16 protein-coding genes are annotated in these 23,372 nt (G+C 63.1%); 7 read left to right on the top strand and 9 right to left on the bottom strand.

The features are described from left to right. Positions 1-54 precede the first annotated feature (54 nt). From QZ656_RS07375 to QZ656_RS07400, 6 genes are all read left to right on the top strand, one after another. Entirely contained in the window at positions 55-6,147 is a 6,093-nt protein-coding gene (locus QZ656_RS07375) for an AAA family ATPase (protein ID WP_291992801.1), read from the top strand. Continuing rightward, on the top strand, positions 6,144-7,241 hold the full coding sequence (locus tag QZ656_RS07380) for a hypothetical protein (RefSeq protein ID WP_291992802.1): 1,098 nt from the start codon (positions 6,144-6,146) through the stop codon (positions 7,239-7,241). Before QZ656_RS07375 ends, QZ656_RS07380 begins: the two co-directional genes overlap by 4 nt. 224 nt (positions 7,242-7,465) lie before the next feature. Further along, a complete protein-coding gene (locus tag QZ656_RS07385; RefSeq protein ID WP_291992803.1) occupies positions 7,466-8,608 on the top strand; it encodes an HNH endonuclease in 1,143 nt (380 codons plus the stop codon). Further along, positions 8,605-9,123: an HD domain-containing protein gene (locus QZ656_RS07390; protein ID WP_291992804.1), complete on the top strand. Its 519-nt coding sequence runs from the start codon at positions 8,605-8,607 to the stop codon at positions 9,121-9,123. The genes QZ656_RS07385 and QZ656_RS07390 overlap by 4 nt, the downstream gene beginning before the upstream one ends. Positions 9,124-9,790: 667 nt before the next feature. After that, positions 9,791-11,503, top strand: a complete 1,713-nt coding sequence (locus QZ656_RS07395; protein ID WP_291992805.1) for an IS66 family transposase — start codon at positions 9,791-9,793, stop codon at positions 11,501-11,503. Then, entirely contained in the window at positions 11,500-12,357 is an 858-nt protein-coding gene (locus QZ656_RS07400; RefSeq protein WP_291992806.1) for a DUF4338 domain-containing protein, read from the top strand. Before QZ656_RS07395 ends, QZ656_RS07400 begins: the two co-directional genes overlap by 4 nt. Positions 12,358-12,553: 196 nt before the next feature. On the opposite strand, the gene QZ656_RS07405 is transcribed toward QZ656_RS07400, so the two are convergent. Further along, the gene (locus QZ656_RS07405) at positions 12,554-14,707 is read right to left on the bottom strand and encodes a helix-turn-helix domain-containing protein (RefSeq protein WP_291991554.1); all 2,154 of its coding nucleotides are present in this window, start codon (positions 14,705-14,707) and stop codon (positions 12,554-12,556) included. Between the two features lie 188 nt (positions 14,708-14,895). Between QZ656_RS07405 and QZ656_RS07410 the strand changes: the two genes are divergently transcribed. Beyond that, positions 14,896-15,123, top strand: a complete 228-nt coding sequence (locus QZ656_RS07410; RefSeq protein WP_291992807.1) for a DUF1330 domain-containing protein — start codon at positions 14,896-14,898, stop codon at positions 15,121-15,123. Between the two features lie 211 nt (positions 15,124-15,334). Here the strand turns inward: QZ656_RS07410 and mobA are convergent, their stop codons facing one another. The 8 genes from mobA to modA form a co-directional block, all read right to left on the bottom strand. Next, complete coding sequence (gene mobA, locus QZ656_RS07415) at positions 15,335-15,925, bottom strand: molybdenum cofactor guanylyltransferase MobA (protein ID WP_291992808.1); 591 nt, start codon at positions 15,923-15,925, stop codon at positions 15,335-15,337. Then, the gene (locus QZ656_RS07420; protein WP_291992809.1) at positions 15,922-16,794 is read right to left on the bottom strand and encodes a formate dehydrogenase accessory sulfurtransferase FdhD; all 873 of its coding nucleotides are present in this window, start codon (positions 16,792-16,794) and stop codon (positions 15,922-15,924) included. The genes mobA and QZ656_RS07420 overlap by 4 nt, the downstream gene beginning before the upstream one ends. A 280-nt stretch (positions 16,795-17,074) precedes the next feature. Next, a complete protein-coding gene (locus tag QZ656_RS07425; protein WP_291992810.1) occupies positions 17,075-17,704 on the bottom strand; it encodes a class I SAM-dependent methyltransferase in 630 nt (209 codons plus the stop codon). A 129-nt stretch (positions 17,705-17,833) separates the two neighbouring features. After that, positions 17,834-19,111 (bottom strand): FAD-dependent oxidoreductase, encoded by a 1,278-nt coding sequence (locus QZ656_RS07430; RefSeq protein ID WP_291992811.1) that lies wholly within the window; start codon positions 19,109-19,111, stop codon positions 17,834-17,836. 429 nt (positions 19,112-19,540) lie between these two features. Further along, positions 19,541-20,527, bottom strand: coding sequence for a hypothetical protein (locus QZ656_RS07435; protein WP_291992812.1), 987 nt, complete (start codon positions 20,525-20,527; stop codon positions 19,541-19,543). A gap of 220 nt (positions 20,528-20,747) precedes the next feature. Continuing rightward, complete coding sequence (modC, locus tag QZ656_RS07440) at positions 20,748-21,821, bottom strand: molybdenum ABC transporter ATP-binding protein (protein WP_291992813.1); 1,074 nt, start codon at positions 21,819-21,821, stop codon at positions 20,748-20,750. Next, positions 21,818-22,498 (bottom strand): molybdate ABC transporter permease subunit, encoded by a 681-nt coding sequence (gene modB / locus QZ656_RS07445; RefSeq protein ID WP_291992814.1) that lies wholly within the window; start codon positions 22,496-22,498, stop codon positions 21,818-21,820. Before modB ends, modC begins: the two co-directional genes overlap by 4 nt. A gap of 82 nt (positions 22,499-22,580) precedes the next feature. Continuing rightward, positions 22,581-23,372 carry a molybdate ABC transporter substrate-binding protein gene (gene modA, locus QZ656_RS07450; RefSeq protein ID WP_291992815.1) on the bottom strand — a complete coding sequence of 264 codons (792 nt, stop codon included), beginning with the start codon at positions 23,370-23,372 and terminating at the stop codon, positions 22,581-22,583.

Raw genomic sequence — 23,372 nt, forward strand, 5'->3', positions numbered from 1 at the left:
GCCGTACCCATTTTTCGTAGCACAATCAGCAATGAATCCATTGATCAGAAGAGGATGACCATCATGCCTTGTGAAGAATCGCAGGACGCTATCGTCGGTCTACCCGATGACGTGCTGGAACGGGATGGCAACACCATTGTCCTGCTCAAGCAATTGCAGGCGAAGGGCCTGAACCGCGACCTCAAGCGTAGTCTGAGCGAGTTGCCAAAAGGCGCCACCTGTTTCGACGCGATCATCACCAAGTGGCTGGGTGACAGAGTCGCGCACCTTGCGGAAAAGGACAAGCAACTCATCCGCCGTTGGTCGAATCCCACAGCCCGTATGGGTTATTTTTGGGGCGCGCGCCAGGCCGGACGGCGCACGGCAATCGATTATGCGTACTCCGTTGATCTGTTTTTCCTCGATGAATTCGACAACGACTGGATCAAGCTCTCGTTCGACGAGGAGTTGCTGCTCGCCAGTTGCACGGCATGGCCCAAGATCAGGGCTGGTGTAGAAAAACACCTGGCCCTGTTAGGTACGAAACCGTCGCTAAACGTCTTCATGCTCTGGCCAAAGATCGTCGACGAACTCGCGCACTGGCCAGAACGCGACGAAGCGCGACGGGGGGCAGTGAGTCACGCGGTTTTCGCTCTGTGCTCGGCATCGGGGAGCGCGTGGTTCGTACGACGAGCGGTCGAACTGTGCAGTGATTTTCAGCCGAGCTACGCGGAGGCTGAGCCTGAGGAATTCGGGCGGTCGACCAGTACCCAGGAGTTGACCCCAGTTGGGTTACAGGCGGATTGGGATGCCCTACTGGAAAGGCTTGACGGCCTGCGTGACGAGCTGCGGAGTCGACCGTCTCGGCAGTCCGTCGCCGACTTGGTGAGCCTTGGCGAAGAATTCGGGTTGATGGTAGAGCACTTGCCTGCAGCGGAGGAGAGCTTGCGCGAGGCGATCGAGGCGAACGTTGGCGCGCTGATTGCACTCTGCCGTGAGTGGAGCGGCAAGTCAGAAGAGTTTGCCTGGTTAGACGTCACCATGCTGCGGGCCCTCGAAAAGCGTTGGGAGGAAGCGCTGGGCGAACCACCGGAGGCCGATCTGGAAGCGCTGTCCACCGACGCCGACGCCGCTTGTGGGAGGACGGCGCTTGCCGGCATCGCCTTCGAGTCCGAGGCGGGCGGGCGTCAGGCCCTGCAGGACAAGCTCGATACTCTGGGTCGGCAGCTACAGGCGGCGAAATCGTCTATCGAGCGCAAGCCTTTCGAAAGAAAGCGCCGCCAGCGAGAGAGGGCGCTGCTGGATCTGGAGGAGAAGCTCGAGTCTCTGCAAGATGCCTTCCTGGCGGCTGCCAGCCCCTTTTGCCGATTATTCGAAACGGGGGCTGATGACTCTCGGGAGGTTGAGCCGGAAGCGAGTGCTCTTGGGATGGATGCACAATCGATGGAGCCAACACTCGCGGTAGGCCCGGCACAGCCTGATGCAGTACTCCCGCTGTCCGTCGCCGAGCCGGTACAAGAGGCTGCGGCGGAAGCCGAGATCCTGCCTGCCCCCGCGCCGGAGCCTGAGGCGGTGTCTGAGCTTGCGTCTGACCTGATGCCAGAGTCAGCCACTACGGCCTTGGCTGAGCACGCCATACCAACTCGTGAGGAAACCAGCCCCTGCATTCCGATTGCCGGTGGAGCGGCGGAAAGAACGCGAGAGGAGATTTACTCCCCCGCCGCCGGCGACGCATGCGGCCCGATCTGGGCGCTTCTAGCACGGGGGAACCTGTCGATGGCCTGCCAGTTCGCCAGAGCCCTGGGCACAGAGGATGATCGGATCCGAACACCGCCTCTCGACTTGCTGGAGGCGGTCGCGCTGGCGCATTCTCTGGTGTTTCCTGATGGTGGCTTGCGCGAATCGGTGGCTGCCAGGCTCCAGAATTTTTCCGAGAAGTGGTTTCATGAGGACGGCCCACAAACGTGGCATACGGCGTTGAACCTGCTGCTCGTGGCAGCGACGTTGCGACCGATGGTACTTTGTCCGGAGAGCGGCGCCTCGGCCATAGCCGGTTACCTGCATCTCGAGAGTCAGGGGCGCTACAAGTCGCTCTACTCGCTCGTCCAGTCTCTGCGGGAATCCAGTGACCGCTTGCTGGGCTTTCGGATAGAGCTGGCATCGATTCGCCAGGCACGTTCCGAGGCGGCTATCGACAACGATTTTTTGGTACTGCAGGCCGAAGCTGGGGACTGGTTGAGAATTCAAGCGCCGGCCATGACGATCAAGTTTGCGGCGGCGACAAAGGTTTGGCACGCGTGGTTGAAGCCGGATGGCTTGATCACGAGGCTGGTGTCTCCGGTGGCGTCGAACAGGACCTCTGAATTGGCCGAGGTAAGGGACTCGATTCGTTTGCTGTCTGATCACTCGGAACTGCGCAAGCTGATCCGCAAGACGGACCGGACGGAGAACCAACGGGTCAGGGGCGAAGATATCCATTCGGGTGCGCTGGATCACCTCGCGCGATGCACGCGGGAGGCCATCGGACTCGCCAGGCGCTGGGTGGCGCTGCGCGAAAGCCAGAGTCCGTCGAACGACCAGATGCGCAAGCTCCTGATGAACATCCGCGAGAAACTGGAGCAATTGCGCGAACCTATTCGGGCGGAACTGACTGCGACCGACAGCGACTCGTGGGGACTTGTGGCGAGTTCGCAGAAGACTGCATTGCGAGAGCTTCAGGCACTTCAGGCTCTTTTCGATCCCGAATCGCCCCCGTTGCCGGCAAGCGAGCCGCCAGCAGACGAAGTGATTGGGCGAGACATGCTATGGGTTCCATCGATCAGGATTGGCGCCGATTGGTCGATCGAGACGCCAGAGGTAGAACTTCTCTTGTCGATCCGGCAGTGGCTTGCTGAGCCGGTCTCATTCATGGACGCCTTCGATGCGCGACTTGAACGTGGTGACGTGTTCGGTGCTCGGTTGTTGTTGATGTGTTCCGGCGACGAGCATTCAACGCTGGATCTTGAAGACAGTCTCCGCCGCGAACGTGACAGCTGGCGCGCAAAGCTGAAATCCGCACTACAGGAGGCACGCCGCAACATCGAGATTGGTTCGGCCTACGGCTACATTTCGGATCCGGAGCGTGGTGCCTGGGAGAGCGATCTTGTCGTTGTCGAGGCGCAGACGGCCGAACATGGGCATTTCGATTTGGCGCTTCGTTCAATTACCGGTATTTCAGCATCCATCTGCAGGAATCGCGACGACAGGGCCGGGGAAGTCCATGGCGCTATTACAGAGCTGGCGCGATCCGGCAGGAATGCAGGTGACCTGGCGGAAGTGGAGAGGGTGGTCAACGAGGGAGACATTGCAACCGCCAACGAGTTGCTGCAACGGGTTCGCAACGGTCTGTCGCCCTGGCCAGAGGACTTGCTCATCGCTGATCCTTTCCGCTCTTTCGTGTCGTGTGTTGCCGCATTGGAAGATTGGCTGAGCAGTCGGAAAGCGAGGGAACCCGTCGAACTGACCATCAGGAAGCGTGAGGCGATACCCGGCCTGGAACTCGGAAAGGTGGATGGCGCACAATTGGATCAGGCGGCGAAGATGTTTTCAGATTGGTCGATGCTGAAATCACGTCGCGAAACCGACGCGGCGAAACTTCAATCGTTCTTCAGCGGCATAGGCTTCGTCCTGCCCAAGCCGCCCTCCCGGGAAGAGAAGACTCAGGGGATGGAAGTCTGGAAAATGACGACCACGACCGTTGAAGATCGCTCCGTTTGTCCGATACCGCATTTTGGATCAGGTGCAAAAGGCAACTATCGAGTGATCTGCCGGTGGGAACGGCCGACGGAAGACGACATCGTTCAGATGATCGGTGATTCCAGCCTGCACCGGGCGACTATCGTTCTCTACTTTGGCCGCATGTCTGAGCGCAAGTGGCGTGATATCAGCCGAAAGACGAAGGTGGCTCACAAGAGCTTTGTTCTGGTGGACGAGGTGATGCTCTTGTTTCTGGCGGGGCAGAGCGGCTCCCGGCTGGCGGCATTCTTCTCGACCGCCTTGCCTTTCGCGTATTCCGACCCATACGACGCAACGGCCGGCCTCGTGCCGCCCGAAATGTTTTTTGGCCGCGCGGCAGAACTCAACGCCATCCAGGGGGTGAATGGTCGCTGTTTCATCTATGGCGGACGTCAGTTGGGCAAAACTGCCTTGATGCGCCGTGCCGAGCAGGCTTTTCACGCGCCAGGAAAGCTGCGGTATTCGACGTGGATCGATCTCCGTGCCGAGGGTGTCGGCGTCAATCGTGAGGCATCCGAGGTCTGGCTCCCGCTGGCTGCCAGGCTGAAAGAAGCTGGCGTGCTTGGCGAGGCATTTGGTTTTGCATCCCTGGCAAAACGAGGTGGCGTGGATGCGCTGCTCCAGGAGGTGCGCAGGTTTCTCGATGACAACGCCGAACGGCGCATCCTTCTGCTTCTCGACGAAGCTGACCGCTTTTTCGAGCAGGATGGACGGCGTGACTTTGCCGAAACCCGGCGCCTCAAGCAGTTGATGGACGTGACGCAGCGGCGTTTCAAAGTCGTCTTCGCCGGCTTGCACAATGTCTTGCGGATGACCGAGCGTGCCAACCACCCGCTGGCGCATTTCGGCGAGCCGATAAAGATCGGTCCCTTCATTGATGAGCACGAGATCCGTGAGGCGCAGGATCTCGTGCGGAAGCCGCTGCTGGCGGCAGGATTTGAATTCGATGCCCCAAGCCTCGTGATTCGCATCCTGGCTCAGACCAACTATTACCCAAGCCTCATCCAGCTCTACTGTCACCACCTGTTGCGTCACATGCTGGCGAAGGTGGGCACCGCACAGCGCCCGCCGGGGCCACGCTACCGAATCACCAACCAGGATATCGAAGCGGTCTACTCGAGCGGGGATCTTCGCGATGAGATTCGCAACAAGTTCCGGCTGACCCTGCAACTGGATCTGCGTTACGAGGTAGTCGCGTATGCCATGGCTCTTGAGTCTCTGGCCGGTCGATGCCCCCACAACGAGGGGATGGACTGGCGGAGTATCTGGCAAAGGGGCGCGATGCAGTGGTGGTCTGAGGGGTTTCACGATACCAGCGAGTTGGATTTTCGCGTGCTGCTTGATGAAATGGTGGAGTTGGGTGTCCTTTCGCGAAACCCGGAGCGGCGCTACAGCTTGCGCAATCCGAACATCTTCCTGCTGCTCGGCAATCAGGAAGAGATAGAGACCGTTCTCGTCAAATCCCGGCAGCCGACCGGGGAGTTCGACTCGGCTGCGTTTCGGGCGCATCTCAGGGATCAGCCGAACAGCCCGCATCGAAATCCTCTGACCTACCAGCAATTGAGTGAACTTCTCAGCCAAGAGAACTCAATCCTGGCCCTGGCGGGATCGGTTGCCGCCGGCTCGGATGGCCTCGTCCCCGCGCTCAAGGACTACCTCGCACTCACCAGCAGCGGGACGCTGCTCGAGATCAATGGGTGTGGTGACCATGTGGCGTTTGCCAGTGCTCTCGAGAACATCACCAAGAAAAACCAGTATGACGGACTGACGCTCGTCGTTGTCCCCGATACGGTCCCCTGGAGCGGGATCTGGGTTCGAGATGCTAAGCGTCTCCTGGCCCGCTTGCGCTCGCCAAGCCGCTTTGTTTCTGTCGTTTTCGTCGCCGATCCCGTGATGATGTGGGGAGTGCTCGGCGATGAGGCGTTACGTGAACTCGAAATCCCCTGGATGTCTATGCTTCCCTGGCGGGAGAGCTTCGTCCGCCAATGGCTCGAGGACTTGAAGCTGCCCAACGTGAGTGAGCGCCTTGGGGCGGCAACCGGTTTCTGGCCATCCCTGCTTTATTCGATGGTCGAGAAGCGCAGCATTGGCAACGAATTTGAACGCCGGATCGACGCAGCGGTGCACAGGTGGACCGATCCCCAGGAAGTGAGCAAGTGCCTTGCAGAATTCGGACTCAATCTCCCTTTACCGCAGCAGATACTGGGCATCCTGGCTGAATGGGGTCCGCCCGCCGAGCCGAGCGAGTTAGCCGAGCTATCGGAATGCTCTAGGGATGTCGTGGATCGCGCTTTGCGATGGGGGGAACTGCTTGGTCTTGCGAGGCGGGAGGGAGGCGACTTGTGGACTCTCGACCCGATCGTCAAACAGGTTCTACAGGCGGCCAGGACTTGATGGACTGGTGGGCATTGCCTGGTCCGGCGCATTTTGTTGCCAAGGCCGTGGAGAACCTTCGGGATGGAAACAACCTCATCCTGCCGACACCGGCGCGCGGTGTCTCCGAATTGGCCGAGACGTTACGGCGTAGCTTGGAGGATGAGGGATGGCGGGTCGTTGGCCCATTTGATGACGAAGAGGAGAACCCGATCGATCAGCTCTATGGCTGGGTCGAAATTTGCGATTCGGAGGATATGCGGCGTTCGGTCGGGCATTTGCGAGGACGACTTGAGCCCGGCCAGGTCATCATCGTGCAAGGTGTCCGCGGCGATCGCTGGGGGGCTTGGTGGCACTTCATGACTGAGTACGAGGTGGCGAGTCGAGTCGTGGCAAAGCTTGTCAGGCCGCTGATCGTTATTGTCGTTGCAGGGGTTCCGCTGGCCAGCTTTCCCGAACGTTCGGTGGCGTTGCTGACGGCCCCATGGCAAGACGTAGTGGGAGAACTCGATATCTTGCTGCATGTGCGGGAGACGATGCGCATCAAACGTTACGACGGCGGGAAGGAGAAACTGTTGTCGCGCATTGTCGCCAAGCTAGCGCTGTGGGACTTTGAATTGGCCGAATATCTGGCCGGTATCGACGAGCGACGGCTTTTCGATCCGGTTGTGGCCTTGAGTGATGCTGCCAAGGCGCTAGGACGAACCGATGAGTTGGCAGCAACCTGGGAATCGGGGGGCAAGATCAAGTTCGACGGCATAGAGCTCGAGCATCCGATGTTGCTGCTGCGTCACGCCGCAGGGCATGGAATGTTGGTTGAGCGCCTGTGGCAGGCTCAGGCTGGCGAACTTCTGCCATTGCTGGAAATTGGGCGGCGTTATTGGGTGCAACGCATGCGGCCGATGGTGAGATTGCCAATTTGCTTGAATGGTGCGAACTGTAGCGACCTCGACGAATTGGAAATCGGCCAGCTGGCATACGTTGCACGCAGTCAAGGGATGAAAAACACGATTCAACAGGCGACCGAGAAGCTTCGACGCTATCGAAACAAATTGGCACACATGGAGGTGCTCGAACATTCAGCAGCCTTCGATCCGGACCTGCGCGGACGTTGATCCTACTGATAGGACATTATGAAACCCGAAAGAACCTCGTCTGACTACCGCACTCTACGCCTTGTGGGACAGCTTCCTGACCAAGTATCCATTGGCCGACCTGGCGGCAATGGCGTTGGCCAGCTACACGCTGGTGGGCGATCCGAATGCCTTTCGGGCGTGAGGAGGCGGCTGGTGGACTTGTTGGCCGAGGCAAGCATGGAGGTGGCTGACGAGGTGCGTGTATGAGTAGTGAATATGAAGAGATGCTGCGTAAGGGTTTTTCGGGCCTTGGGAGTTACTCGAAGCTGAGCAATGGTTTCAGGCTGCGGGCACCGAGCGGTCAGACCTGCGCCGTGTATTTTTCTGGCAACGCGTCGGGCAACGCCGTGGAAATCAGCCTTGCGCCGAAGGTGCTGGCGCCGCTGCTCGGGCGGACGGAGCGCGAACTGGCGGAATGGCTGGGCCGCCACGACGCCGCCCGGCGCGAGCGTACCCGGTCGGGGATGCGGGGCAGCTACCCAGTCGGGTTGGCCTTCAAGTCGCACAGCGACCTGGAGGCCTTCATCGTCGCCTGGGACGATTTCCGGCGGGGTGATGGCGGGACGTCCACAGCGAAAGATGCCGCCCCCGGCGCGCTGGTAGCGACTCGCATCGAGAAGGCGGCGCAGGACGCGGGTTTCGACCACACGCCAGCACGCGATGGAAACTGGCTGGTTTGCCGGTCGTCGGCTTTTCCTCATTGGCTGGGCGTCGTGGCGCAGGTGGGTGACGAGTATCGTGTCGGCTTCTCTGATGCCGTCTGGGGAAAGAAGGTGGCCCAGGACTGCGGCGCGCAAGCGTGGCCCGAAGCCGAGCAGTGGCCAGCCGTCGTCGATCCGGTCGGCAGCTACGAGGACTTGCATGCCATGCTCCAGCGCGCCGGGCGGCTCGCGCACTTGCTGGCGGGCGAGGCGGCCAGTAAGTTTGCGGGCGAGGCAGAATGTCTGAGGGCGACAACCGAGGCCGAGCGGCTGGTCGTCCAGCGCGTCGGTCAGGAGACCTTCCGCCGGTCGCTGATCGACTACTGGCAAGGGCGTTGCGCGGTCACCGGGCTTGATGTGGTGGCGCTGCTGCGTGCTTCGCACATCAAGCCGTGGGTGCAGTGCGCGACCGATGCGGAACGCCTAGATGTCTTCAACGGCCTGCTCCTGGCGCCGCATCTGGACGCGCTGTTCGATGGCGGCTGGATCAGTTTTGATGACAAGGGTGATCTCCTGGTCTGTTCGCAGCTATCCCCTGACCAGCAGAGACTCCTTGGCGTTCAGCCGATGTGGCGCGTTGCGGAATTGGCCGAAGCGCATCGCAACTACCTGATTTGGCATCGTAGAGAGGTCTTCCGCAGATGAAACAACTGATCGCCGCCATCGCCTTCGCCGCCGACAAGCACCGCCAGCAGCGGCGCAAGGACGCCGAAAAATCACCCTATATCAACCATCCGATTGCGCTGGCCAACGTGCTCGCCAACGAAGCGGGCATCGAGGAGCCGGTGGTTCTCCTGGCGGCCATCCTGCACGACACGATCGAGGATACCGAGACCACGGAAGAGGAACTCGTTCGCCATTTCGGCAGGGATGTGGCCGATGTCGTTCTCGAGGTCACGGACGACAAGAGCCTGCCCAAGGCCGAGCGTAAGCGGCTGCAGGTCAAGCATGCGCCGAGCGCCGGCCGGCACGCTCGGCTGGTCAAGCTGGCGGACAAGATCTGCAACGTGCGCGACCTTGCCGCTTCGCCACCGGCCGACTGGTCGTTCGCGCGCAAGCAGGAATACTTTGCTTGGGCGAAAGCGGTGGTCGATGGCCTGCGCGGTACTCATCCTGGCCTCGAACAGCTGTTCGATGATGCCTACGAGGCCAGGCGGTGACGGTCGCCTAGCCGACCGCCGGCGGCTTGCGCATGGCCGTGGTCGGCCACCCCGATCCGCCTGTTTCTGCGCATCGTCCGGCTGCTCGAACGGCGCCTTGCCCGGCGCCGTCTTGCGCCGCAGGAAGCTCCGCGCAGCTGCTTCCACGCTCAGGCTGGCGAGCGATTTCTCCTGCGCCGAAAGCTGCGAGCTCATCTTGCGCGATGAACATGCGACAGCGCCAGGTGCAGTGGCTTGTGGCCACCGACCACACGCGCCGGGACGCGGATGCGGCCCGGCAGCGCCAGCGATGCGGGTCGTCTGGATTGCCACGTCGGCTGCGCCTCCTCGCCATGACGGTCGGGCCAGGCGCAGCGACACGAAATCGCTGGCGCTCGGTGGCCTCGTATGCTTCAAACGGCTTGCACTGGCTAACGTCGCGTTGTACGTTGCCCGCAGCGTGGCGCGTGGCGCGTGGCGTGATTTCGCCGCGCCAGAAGAGAATCCTGCCGATGGGCCGCGCCGGTTTCACGGCGTGCATCACCATCCTGGCTGGCCGTGTCAGCAAGACCTGCCGTAAGTATTCGGTGAACCCGTAGCCCCGGTTTTTTTGGTGGGCGAGCTTCCGTCAGCGATTGGCGGGCAGCCCGGAGATCTGAACTGGACACAGCAGCGGAAATCCGGCACCATGCGGCGCATGGGCACGGCTACGGACATTATCTGCGGAGGATCGGCGGCAAGTCACCGCCAAGTGGCGCCGTTCGCCGAGGTGTTGGTGACGTTGACCAAGGAGCAGGAAATCAAGCTCCGTTGGGAGGCCAACTTCTGGCGCAGCCAACATCGGCAAGCGCTGGTCCGTTTGGCGGAATCGGAGGCCGCTCATCGGGTGGAAATGGCGCGTGCGGCGGAGCAAGCGGCGGCGCGTGAGGCGGCCTTGCGTAGCGAGCTCGAGCAGGCCCAGGGCCGGATCCGCGATCTGCAAAAACGCCTGTTTGGTCGCAAGTCAGAACGCTCTTCGGGAGCCGAGAAGAACCCGGCAGCAGACCAGAAGTCGTCGCGGGGTCGAGGTCATCAACCGGGAGCAACGGGTCACGGGCGGAATCCGGAAAGCCACTTGCCGACGCAGATCGAGGTCATCGACATCGACTGCCCGCATTGCCCGGACTGTGGTCTGAGCTACGTCGACTTTCCCGGCACAGAAGACAGTGAAGTTCTCGAGATCGAGGTCAAAGCCTACCGCCGGAAGATCTGCCGGCGGCGCTACCGGCGGACCTGTCAGTGCCCGGGCGCCCGCGGCATTCTGACCGCGCCACCGCCGGCACGATTGATCCCGCGTGGAAAGTACGGCGTGTCGATCTGGGTGCACTTGCTGCTGTCGAAGTTCTTGTACGGTCAGCCGACGCATCGGCTTCTACGAGACTGGTCCGACCACCAACTGAGGCTTTCGGCAGGAACGGTGGCCGGCGGACTTCGTGCCTTGGCGCCGCTGTTCGAGCCGCTTGAAGAAGCACTGCTTGGCCGACTGCGCTGCGAGAAACAGTGGCACGCGGACGAGACTCGCTGGCGGGTTTTTGCCGAGACCGAAGGGAAGGTCGGACATCGCTGGTATTTCTGGGTGTTCCACGGCCCATCGGTCATCCACTTCGTGCTCGACCCGAGCCGCTCGGCGGCGGTGCCGATCCGGGAACTCTCCGGTAGCGCCGGAGGCGTCATCATCTGTGATCGCTACGCGGGCTACAAGAAACTCGCGCGAGTCCTTGACCACTTCGTTCTGGCCTTCTGCTGGGCACATCAGCGGCGTGACTTCCTGGAGCTGGCCAACGCCCATCCGGAACTCGCGGACTGGGCACTGGCCTGGGTCGAGCAGATCGCTCAGCTCTACCACTTGAATGGACGGCGCCTGGAAGTCCGTAACGACCCGGCACAGTGGGCCGAACGCGACCGCCTCTTGCGGCAGGCGATCGTGCAGATGGCCAGTCAGCGCGAACGCGAACTGGCAAACCCGGCGCTCAAAATGCCGGCGAGCAAGGTGCTGCGAAGCATGCACAAGCATTGGTCCGGCTTGACCGTGTTTGTCGACCGCCCCGAGGTGGCGATGGACAATAATGCCGCCGAACGCGCCCAGCGTACGCCGGTGGTCGCACGCAAGAACTTCTATGGGTCGGGTAGTCACTGGTCCGGCGCTCTCGCCGCGACGATGTTCAGCCTGCTGCTGACGCTGCGCTTGTGGAAAATCAACCCGCGCATCTGGCTGACGGCTTATCTGGAAGCCTGCGCCGCCAACGGCAACCAGCCGCCAGCGGACTTGAGCGCCTTTCTGCCCTGGGCGATGGCGACCGATCGTCTGGCCCAGATGCGTGCCATCCCGGTCAATCAGACACCTTCCATCGATAGCTCGTGAAGCCTTATTGCGGGCGCCACTTTACCGCCGACGAACTGCAGACGATCCGCGGCCTGATCGAGGCCCCTCCTGGCGCCAGCCGCGCACAACTCTCGCGTCAGGTGTGCGAGCTCTTCGACTGGCGCAAGCCCAATGGTGATCTGAAGGATATGACCTGCCGGGTGGCCATGCTGCGCATGCAAGCCGACGGCCTGCTCACCCTGCCGGCTGCACGACGGACCGCTCCTCGCCAACCCGAGTATCGGCCCACGCACGCCACCGATCCACAACCCTTGCTCACTCAGCCGGTGCATGAACTGCCGCCTCTCTCGGTGCGACAGGTCGTCGGTTCGGCGAACTCGCGTCTGTGGAACGAGTACATCGCTCGTTACCACTATCTCGGCCACACGCCCATGGCCGGCAGTCAGAGCCGATACTTCGTCTTCGCCGGCGAGACACTCGTCGCCTTGCTCAGCTTCGCCGCCAGCGCCTGGAAACTCGCCGCGCGCGAGCAATTCATCGGTTGGCACGATGACCAGCGACAAAGGAACCTGCAACTGGTGGTGAACAATGCCCGCTTTCTGATCCTGCCCTGGATCCAGTGCAAGGGCCTGGCCTCCAAGATCCTCTCGCTCATGCAGCGGCAACTGCCCAAGGACTGGCTGGCGCGCTACGGTTACCGCCCCGTGCTGCTCGAAACCTTCGTCGAGACCCCCCGCCATCGCGGCACCTGCTACCAGGCCGCCAACTGGATCAAGGTCGGCCAAACCGCCGGCCGAGGCAAGAAGTGCCCCACCCGCAAGTCGATCCTCCCGATCAAGGATATCTGGCTCTATCCCCTTCACCGATCCTTCCGATCAGTCCTCTGCCGCTAACCGGCTTCGCCAACGGCGCTGGCTCACTACGGGTTGGCCGAATACTTACGACCTGCCCGGGGCTGGCGAACGAGCAGCCCTGATTGGAGAAGAAATGGCTGCATACCTGGTCGTCGATACGGACCTGACCAAGCCGGAGATGTACGAGAGCTACAAGTTCAGATTTCCTGATCTCGGAGGAAACCGGGTTGGCACTTCAGACAAGAGTGAAGGTCATTCTTGCCCCGGTTTCCGGATGCGGAAAATCTTGCAGGGTGAGTTCCTCGAGGAGCGCGGCGATAGCGCGATCATGAGCTGGGCTGGCCATCCGGTGAATTTTGATGGTCAGGGTGTTGGCTAGCGCGTTCGGTTCGATGTCAGCGGAAGAAACGAACAATTCGCGAATGAGCGCACGTGCGTCGTCCTCCTTCTTCAAGTGGCGGCGCAATAGCGCCACCATGGCGGTCTCGGCCCGGTAGGCGACCATTTTCACGGTATCGCAGAGCATCTTGTTCAGCGGCGGCAGTTGGGTCGGTCGCTCGGCCTCGGGCAGACTGTCGATCGTCATCTTTCGGGGGCTTGCCTTGCGCGCCGCGCAAAGTCGCTTGAGCTCCTCCTGAACGGCCTGCAGTGCTTCGACAGACTCGGCGTTTTTCTGGATTTCGCCGCCGTCGTTCAAGGCCGTCCTGGCGATTGCGGCCTGCAGTTTTCTTTCGCTCTGGCGGGTTTGCCTGACGGCCTTGTCGAGTTCCCGCCAGCGGGGGTTAACGACCTGGTGAGTGCCGGGAAGAGATTCGTCTCCGTACTCGATAAGCCCATCAATATCATAATGTTCCATCATGTACGCGAAGTAGTTTTCCTGGCACCAACGGGCGAACATCCGCCCAGCGATGGTGGTGTTTCCGAGTTGCCGGGCGGTCGTGATCACGGCTGTTTGATGTCCCGTCTGGGTCAGCCGACGAACTTCGCTCACGGCCAGGCTGCCATCGCCTGTGCCGAGTCGGGTTTCGCGCATGGCGAGTTTCATCCCGGTGCTGCCGCCTGCCGGCAGATGGACTTCCTGTTCCTGAAACACCTCTTCGGACCAGAGGTCCTTGACGTTCTTGCGGTAGGTCAGTGCGCCGATGCGCTGTTTCCAGAGTCTGCCGAGGAGACTCTGGGTGGCCCCTTCCCGATCGAAGACCATGACAAACCGGTGCAGGGTCGGGTCGGCGTCCAGTTCGGCCGGCGTCGGCTGTCCCGGGACAATCTCCAGCAGTTGGGGGACGATGTCCTTGAGCAGGGTCTCGGCGAGTCCGTCATTGAGCGGCTGCGAAACCACAAAGAACGGGCGACCCAGGGCATCGTTAACCCAGTAGTCGGTGGTGCCCCGCAGGCACAGGCGTTCGCGCGAGACGTAGCGCTTCGACAGCCTGGCCTGCTCGCCGTGATACACCCGAACATGACCATCGACATACAGGTAACCCGCTTCTTCTGGCTCGCTTTCCATCCAGAGCTTCGCGAGATCCCGCATCCAGGCTGCCGGGTCACCCGTCTTGGCCAGCAGATGGACCTTTTCCCGCAGGGTGCGGACTTCCGGTACCCGGTCCAGGCCGATGACTTTGCCGAGTTCTCCGGGCGAGGTTTGTCGCAGATGTTCCGGCCGCTTGATTCGCCCCAGGGCCATGAAGCCGAGGACGAGAAGGATGTGCAAGGCGCTGTAGAATCCCCGGGGCAGCTTGAGATGGCGATCCAGGCCGGTCAGTAGCCCGTTCGCGCACAAGGCCGGCAAGCCGGCCAACAGCCCCCCCATCGCCACATCGTGGCTCGCTTCGAAGCGCGTCGTCGCACCGGTCGCCAATCCCAGCGCCGTTTGGATCCGCTCGTCGGCGCGCGTGCAGGCGGTGCCCATCCCCGCGGCGGCTTCCGCATCCGCCCGGCTGCGCTCACTCTTGGTGCTCGCCGCTTCCAACTCCCCTGCCTCTTGCGGCAAGGCGGCCAACTGCGGCACGCCCTGGCGCCGGATCGCCTTGCGCAGCGTCGACTCCTGGACGCCCACCTGCCGTGCCACTTCGGCAGGACGCTTTCCCTCGCTCAACAGCCGCGCGCATTCGGCACTCTTGTCCGGCGTCATGATCCGCGGCCGGCTCGCCGCCGCCGGTCGAAAGAAAGACGATGGCCCGGCTTTGCGGCTTTGTCCCACCCAGTTCATCAGCGTGCGGTGCGGGATGCACAGCGGTGGCCTTTCCAGTTCGACCGCCTTGACGTGCCCGTTCTCCATCAGGCTGGTCAGAGCGAACCTGCGGCCAGCGTCGTCTCCTACGGGGTGCGAGAAGTAATTGTCTCCCCCAACAAAGTAGATCGCTTGGCCATCCTTCTCCAGAATCGCCAACCCTTCTCCCACTTTCTGCGCACCATCCGGAAACCCTGGAAGCCACGATTGCCTCAACGTCTGCTCCTCCTTGCACTCCTAGCGAAGCTTGGTTTATGCCATAAGAAAATCATGGCCGTCAAAATAAAGTGCCACGTGCAATTCCGGAATTCTACCTACATTCCCGGCCGGGATCAGGAAATCTGAAGTTGCAGGCCAAGCCGCTGGTCGAGAAATATGGCGGTGAATACCTGGCGCGCGGTGGGCAACTGACCGTCAAGGAGAGCAAGCTCTGGGCGCCGACGCGGATGGTGTTGATCAGGTTTCCTTCAGTCGCCGACGCGGAAAATTTCTACCACTCCGACGAGTACCAGGAGGTTTTGCAGATCGGCTTGCAATCGGCGAACAGGACGCTGTTCATCCTCGAAGGGCTCTGACGGCGGCAGCCTGCTTGACGGGGTCGGCGTCCCAGGTCGCGGCACGGACGTCGAAATGATTGGCCGGGGGCGTGTCGGCCATGTGTTCTCCGGCATCTGTGGATGGCCAAAATGCCGCTTCTCGGGCGTTCCAGGCAAGTCCGGCGGCAGGTGCTCATTCCGCCGGGTCGGTGCAGCCTGCAGTTGGTCGACCCGGTCGAATGCGGCGGCTTCAGTCTTTCTGTTGCTGCGCCAGTTCGTCGGCGGTGTTGATGTTGGCGAAGGCCTCTGGGCAGCCGTCGAAGTCCACCAGCACGTGTTGCTGCGCCAGCACCCAACGGTCGATCTTGCGCTCGCCGCGCGCCAGATACGCCGCCAGCGAAGCGGCGCAGCGCGTATGCGCCAGCAGGAACACCGGCTGCAGCCGCCCGTCGGCACGGGCCATGGCGACGTCTGCCGCGGCGGTCAGCAGCGCGGCGTGCAGACGGGCCACCAGGTCGAGCGGCACGGCCGGCGAATCGCAGGGGCAGGTGAGCAGCCAGGCGTCGCGCTCGCCAAGGTGGTGCAGGCCGGCATCGAGCCCGGCCAGCGGGCCGACGAAGCCGGCATGGCGGTCGGCGACGACCGGCGCGCCGAGAGCAGCGTAGGCGTCGGCGTTGCGGTTGGCGTTGATCAGCAGGGAATCGACCTGCGGGCGCAGGCGGGCGATGACCTGCGCAACCATCGGTCCGCCGTCGAGTTCGACCAGCCCTTTGTCGGTGCCGCCCATGCGGCGGCCTTGTCCGCCAGCGAGTATCAGGCCGGTGATGTTGGCGCGGCTCATGCGCCGCCCCGCGTAATGCGTTCGCCATGCGAGTAAACAAGATGGCGGCCGACGCGCGCGCGGCACACCAGGGTGATCCCCATCGCCTGCGCCATCGACAGCCCCATCTGCGTCAGACCCGAGCGCGAGATCAGGAAGGGAACGCCCATTTGCACCGTTTTCATCACCATCTCCGAGGTCAGCCTGCCGGTGGTGTAGAAGATCTTGTCGGCGCCGGACTCTTCGTCCAGCCACATCAGACCGGTGATCGCATCGACCGCGTTGTGCCGCCCGACGTCCTCGACGTGATAGACCAGCGGCGCCTCGGGCGTGTTGCGCAGCAGCGCGCAGGCATGCACCGAGCCGGCGCGTTTGTAGACGGTGTCCAGCGCCAGAATGCGTGCCAGCGCCGCGTCGAGCGTGCTGACCGCCAGCGTGGCGTCGCTGTGCAGGCGCTGCAAGGCGTCGAGCCAGTCGCCGAACATCGTCCCCTGGCCGCAGCCGGTGGTCACCGTTCGTTTGGCCATGCGCGCGGCAAGGTCGCTGCCGTGGCCCTTGCGGGTGTGCACGACGCCGGCCCCAACCTCCCAATCGACGTGCACGCTGCGCAGATCGGCGAGCGATGCGACCAGTCGCTGGTTGCGCAGATAGCCCATGATCAAGGCCTCCGGCGCCTGCCCGAGGGTCATCAGGGTGACGATTTCCTGCTTGTCGAGGTACACCGTCAGGGCGTTCTCGCCGGGTACCTCGACGGTGCGCGACTGGCCCTGGTGATTGACGACCGTGGCGCTGGCCGTCGCCGGCCGCTGCGCACGGGTGAGCGACAGCCGCGGCGCGTCCGGCGCATCGCTGAGCGGAATTTCGAAAACAGCGTCGCTTGTGGCGCACATGGCAGAAGCCTGTCGAGGCGAAGTGCCCTTGGCTTTGGCGGGCACGCGGTGGATTGAAGCCGTATCTTAGCCCGGATGGCACGGTGAATCCGGCGGCGAGTGAAATGGAAGAAGCGCTGCAACAAGCGACGAAACAGGCCTTGACCCGGGCCTCCAGGCACGAGACAGGCGACGATGCCGAGCCGTTCCGCGAACGCGCCTGGCGTTGCCGGGCGGCTCGGGCCAGCAAGGCCCGTTTGCTGGCGGCTGGTCCTGCCCGTTCGATGCAGCCTGGACGACCTTACTTCTGCGCCACCATCAGGAAGACCGGGTACTCGGCTTGCGCTGCACCGTCGCCCTTGCGCATGCTGAAAGCGGTCGTGAACTCAACCTGGCGGAAACCGGCCGCTGCGGCTTTCGCCGCCAGCGCGCGACGATCGAAGCCGTTGTGGCCGTCGAATCCCGGCCCGTGAAAAGATCCGTCCTCGGCGTCGAGGTCGGCGACACACAGATAGCCGGGCGAAGCGAGCAAGGTGTAGAGGCTCCGCAGTAGCTCGTCGGTGTCGCTGATGTGATGAAGCGTCATCAGGGTGTAGATCAGATCGTAGCGGTCGTCTGGCAGCGCGTCGGTGACCAGGTCGAGGCGCGTGGCACGCATGTTGGTGATGGCGTTGGCGGCGATCTTCTCGTTCAGCACGGCGAGCATGCCGTCCGAGCTGTCGGCAAGCGCCACGTTCCCGAGCTGCGCTTGCAGGGCGAAGCTCAGCAAGCCCGTCCCACAGCCGTATTCCAGTGCCCGCATCCGCGGTGAGAGCGGCACGCGCGTCTGCATCGCCTCGGCGACGGCCAGCGCGCGCGCCTGCTTGACGGGGTCGGCGTCCCAGGTGGCGGCATGGACGTCGAAGTGATTGGCTGATGGCGTGTCGGTCATGTGATCTCCTGCGGCGGTCGATGGCGATAATGCCGCTTGTCGGGCGGTCCGGGAAAGCCCGGTGGCTGGCGTGAATTCCGCGGCGGCTTCATCGCGGTGCGTGCGATTGCGTGATTGGCTCGGGCCATTTTACTTCTCCAGAAGACGCACGATACCGAGTGCCTTCAGGATGTATTTCTCGTAGATCGGCTCGGAATTGCCGCTCTTCATTTTCGCCAGGAAGTATTTTTCGTAGGCGACCTTGGCGACGTGCACCCACTTGCCTTTCTTGAACCAGTTGACGTTGCGGGGCGGGATCTGTGGCAGCGCCACGAAGGCGGCGCCGGTGTCGCCCATGTCGGCCAGGCAGATCGCGTTCCAGGTTCCTTTGGCAGTGGCCGGTTTGCCGGCCAGTTCGGCGGCGATGTTGTGGGCGATGGCGCTGACCATGCTTTCGATCATGTAGCCGGTCTTCGGTGCGCCGGTCGGCACCGGCGTGACCTCCACCGGCGGGATGGCGACACAGACGCCGGCCGAGAAAATGTTCTTGTAGGCCTTGCTGCGCTGGAATTCGTCGATCAGCACGAAACCGCGCGGGTTGCACAGGTTCGGCACCGCGGCCACCGGGTCGACACCCTTGAAGGCCGGCAGCATCATCGACAGCTTGAAGCCAATCTCGTGCTCGCGCCGCGGCTGCCCGAGGTCATCGAGTTCGCTGACGAAGACCTTGCCGGCTTCGACGCGCGTCGTCCTGGCGTTGGTGATCCACTTGACGTCGTGCCCGCGCAGCTCGCTTTCGAGCATGCTCTTGCTGTCGCCGACGCCGCCCAGGCCCATGTGGCCGATGTAGGGTTCGCTGGTGACGAAGGTAATCGGCACCTTGTGGCGCAGCTTGCGTTTGCGCAGGTCGGCGTCAACGATGAACGTGAATTCGTAGGCCGGGCCGAAGCAGCTGGCGCCAGGCATGGCTCCGATGACGATCGGTCCGGGATCGACGAGGAATTCCTGGTAGTCGGCCCAGAATTGTTCGGCGTGCGCGACCGTGCACACCGAATGCGTGTGGCCGCCGTGCGGGCCGGCACCGGGGACCTCGTCGAAACTCAGCTTGGGGCCGGTGGTGATGACCAGGTAGTCGTAGTCGAGCACCTCGCCGTCGGCCAGCGTGAGGCGGTTCGCCGCCGCGTCGATAAGGCTTACCGCCTTGGCGACGAAGCCGATGTTCTTCCTCGCCAGGTAGGGTGCTATTGGCATCGTCACCGCCTGGCGCTCGCGCCAGCCGACTGCTACCCAGGGGTTCGACGGCGTGAACTGGAAGGTGTCGCTGGCGTTGACGACGGTGACGCGATGCTCGCTGCCGAGCAGTTCGCGCGTTTCGTAAGCGGCGGGCATGCCGCCGACGCCAGCACCGATGATCACGATATGGGCCATGCGTGTCTCCTTGGCGCCCTGCAGGGCGCTTCGATGCGGCGCCGGTTTCACCGCTTGGAGGACCGGATAAAAAAGCAGTATTTCTGGAGCGGATTCTGTAATTAGTAAATAAGTATATTCTTATGCGCGATGCTGTGTCCATCGCTTGTGCAGAACCTGCGGCGGCGATCCCGGCGGGCGTGTTGAGCGACAGCGTCGGGCGCTTTCGCCGAGCGGGCCAGCGATACCGGCTGCGGTCGCGCCAGACGGCTGGGCTTTACGAGGCGGTCAGGGAGAGCGCACTGGGCGATTGCCAGCGGCCGGGCGCCGGGCTGGGCGTTTGCTTGGCCGGGCGACGCGGTAAGCCAACGACCTCGTGGCGAGATCGATCGGGCGTCGATGATCTCGCCGATCGACTACTCGGCGTACGGAGGAGACAGCAGGCGCGGCTCAGGCCGGCAGCGTCGCCGGTATGAAGGGAACTCGGCCGCTTGCCAGGTAGGCCTCGCAGCGTTCGATGTATTCGCCTGTGCTCTTTGGCATTGGCGTGCGTGCGCGCACGATGTAGAAGATCAGGTCGCGGCCCTTGCGCAGCAGCTGCACGCCGTCCGAGACGCTGTGCGCGCGGCTGCCCGGTCTCTTTTCGCCGGCATCGAGCGAATCTACCGCCGCTTGCGGCGTAAAGTCGGCGAGTCGCTCGCCAGCGGTTACCAGATGCGACCAGACGTCGAAAATGTCGGCATCGGTGCGCAGTGTTTCGACCTTGGTCCTGGCGGCGTTGGCGAGTTCGCGAATCGGTGCTTCGACACTCTCGAAGGTCGGGATGCGGCCGAAGTTGCTGACCATCGCATCGGCGATTCGGTCGATGGCGCGCATGCTCTGGCCGATCTTGATGTAGCGGTTTTCGTAAAAATCCTCGATCGGTATCGAGAACGCGCGGAAGGGCTCGCCCCACAGTTCGTCGATGCCTTCCTCGCCGCTACGGTGGAGGACGAAGCGACCGAGGTCCATGGCTTCGAGCAGGCATTGGCCGCATTCGCGCATCAGGGCGTTGTCAGTGCGAATCTCGACGCCGTCGGCCTGCAACTCGACCAGCCTCCTGAAGATGTCGGTCGCCCGGTTGAAGAGGGCGCCGGCCAGCATGCCGGCCTTGACCCGCCGCCGCGCCGCGTTGGTCTCCGCCTGGTAACTCTGTCGCGCGTCGCCCAGTCGGCAGCCCGGAATATTGAGACCGTGCTCGGTGTGATTGAACAGCCGCCGAGCCAGCGCTTCGATCAGCGACTTCTTGCCCAGCAGGGAATCGGCCGGAACCGGATAGGTCTTGATCCAGTAGTTGTCGTAGAGCACGCGTTCTTGATTGTCGATGACTCGTCGGGTTCCTTCGGGCGGCAGCTCGTCACACGCTGCGGACGCTTCGATGCGGTAAACGTTGCTCATCGGGTAACTCCTGCCAAAAAGGGATGTCTTGCCGCAGCAAGAATCATGCTCGTTTGCAGGGGTTTTTAGTCCGCTGCTTTATAAGAAAAAGTTTTCTGGAGCGTCAGCGTGTGCCGTTTCGCGCGCTCCCTGACGGTGCATGGGGGCGTGCGCAAAGGTCTCTGTTGCACCGCCCTGGCGCGTCGGCGCCGGGCCGTCCGGCGCGTCCCGGAGTGTGCTCTCAGGCGAGCAGGGCGACGGCCTTGATCTGCGCTTTCAGAGCCAGCCCGGGCCGGATTTGCATCTTGTCGGCAGAGCGCCCGGTGATGCGGGCGAGTAGCGCTGCGCCGGCGACATCGAGGCGAACCAGCACGTGCCCCGGGGTATCGGTGGGCGCCAGCGCGACGACCGTCGCGTCAACGCTGTTGAGGATGCTGCTGTGCAGTTGCGGCACCAGGGCCAGGCTGACATTGCGTGCATGGATGCGGCAGCGGACCAGCGCGCCGATTGGCTCGTCGCGGCGCGAAACATAAATCTCGCCGCCGGCGAATTCGAGTCGGCTCAGGCCATCATCGTCCTGGGCCGCGATGCGCGCTTCGATGACCACCCCGGCGTCGTCGGCAAAGGCAGCCGGCAGGTCGATGCGGCTCAAGACGTCCTTGAGCGGGCCGCTGGCGACGAGTTTCCCCTGGTCGAGCAGCACCAGATGGTCGGCCAGACGGGCGACCTCGTCGGGCGAGTGGCTGACGTAGATGATCGGCAACGCGAACTCGCGTTGCAGACGTTCCAGGTAGGGCAGGATTTCCAGCTTGCGCTTCAGATCGAGCGCGGCCAGCGGTTCGTCCATCAGCAGGATTTGCGGTGAGGTGAGCACGGCGCGGGCGAGTGCCACGCGTTGCCGCTCGCCGCCGGACAGTTCGGCGGGCGAGCGATCGAGCAGGGGCGCGATGCCGAGCAGTTCGGCGATGACCGGCAACGAGAAGCGCCGATCGCCGGCCGGCGAGCGCTTCTGGCCAAAGGCCATGTTGCCGCGCACCGAGAGGTGCGCGAACAGGCTGGCTTCCTGGAAGACGTAACCCAGCGCCCGCTGATGCGGCGGCACGAAATACGCTCGCGACTCGTCCTGCCAGACTTGCCTGCCGATCGCGAAGTAGCCGTTGCTGGCTCGTTCCAGGCCGGCCATGGCGCGCAGGCAGGTGGTTTTTCCCGAACCGGAATGGCCGAACAGCGCGGTGATTCCCTGGCCCGGCAAGCACAGGTCGACGTCCAGCGTGAAGCTGCCGCGGTCGATGCGAAAGCGGGCTTCGATGTTCATGTTCCGACCGCCTTGCGCGGTCCCGGATTGAAGGTGTATAGCGCCAGCAGGACCACGAAGCTGAACAGCACCATGCCGCCGGCCAGGGCATGCGCCTGGCCGTATTCGAGCGCTTCGACGTGGTCGTAAATCTGGACCGAAATGAGCCGGGTACTTCCCGGGATGTTGCCGCCGATCATCAGCACGATGCCGAACTCGCCGACGGTGTGCGCGAAGCCGAGAATGGCGCCGCTGATGAAGCCGGGTCGGGCGAGGGGAACGGCAACCGACCAGAAGGCGTCGCGCGGGCTGGCGCGCAAGGTTGCAGCGACCTCCAGCGGGCGCTCGCCGATCGCTTCGAAGGCGTTCTGGATGGGCTGCACGACAAAGGGCAGCGAGTAGAACACCGAGGCGACGACCAGCCCGGGGAAAGTGAAGGGCAAAAGGCCGAGGCCGATCGCCTGCGTGAAGTGGCCAAGTGGTCCGTTCGGGCCCATGGCGACCAGCAGGTAGAAGCCGAGGACGGTCGGCGGCAGTACCAGCGGCAGGGCGACCAGCGCGCCGACGACGCCCTTGAGTGGCGAGCGCGTGTGCGCCAGCCACCAGGCGATGCGCGTGCCGACGATCAGCAAGACGACGGTGACTACCGTGGCCAGGCGCAGCGTCAGCCAGACGGCGGCGAGGTCGGCGCTGTCCATGCCCAGCTTCCCCGGCGCGGGGCGCGGCCTGCCTTGCCGCCGCCACCGCGGCGCTTCGCTGCGGTGGCGCCGTTGACAAGGTTCACAGCGCGTATCCGTAGGACTTGATGATCGCCCGGGCGGTGTCGCCCTTGAGGTAGGCGAGCAGGGCGCCGGCCGCCGCTTTGTCGCGACCCGCTTCGAGCAGCACGGCATCCTGGCGGACCGCCTGGTGCAGGGTGGCCGGAACGATCCACGCCGAGCCGCTGCTGATCCTGCCTTCTTGCCAGATTTGCGAGAGCGCCACAAAGGCCAGGTCGGCGTTGCCGGTGGCCGCGAACTGGTAGGTCTGGGCGACGTTTTCGCCCTGCACGAGCTTCGCTTGCAGGCTGCCCAGGACACCCAGCTTCTTCATCACCTCGATCGCCGCGGCGCCGTAGGGAGCGGTTTTCGGGTTGGCCAGCGCGAGGTGGCCAAAGGCGTTTTTCCGCAACACATCGCCGTGGCTATCGACCGTGTTCGGCTGCGCAGACCATAGCGCCAGGCGGCCAGTGGCGTAGGTGAAACGGCTGCCGCCGAGCGCATGACCGTCCCTTTCCAGTTGTGCCGGAATTGCCTCGTCCGCCGCCAGCAATACTTCGAAGGGCGCGCCATTGACGATCTGCGCGAAGAGTTTGCCGCTAGAGCCAAATGCCAGCATCGCCTTGTGGCCGGTCGCGCGTTCGAATTCGACGGCAATCTTCTGCATCGGCGCGGCGAAGTTGGCGGCGACCGCGACCATCACCTCGTCCGCGTACGAGGGCGTCGCCAGGAGTGGCGCAAGCAGCAAGGCAAGCAGCCCGGCTCGCCCGATTTCGTTGCCGAAGAAGAGGACGATCGTTGCCATCGTTGCCAT

The sequence above is a fragment of the Candidatus Accumulibacter sp. ACC003 genome (assembly GCF_907163085.1).
Classification (GTDB): domain Bacteria; phylum Pseudomonadota; class Gammaproteobacteria; order Burkholderiales; family Rhodocyclaceae; genus Accumulibacter.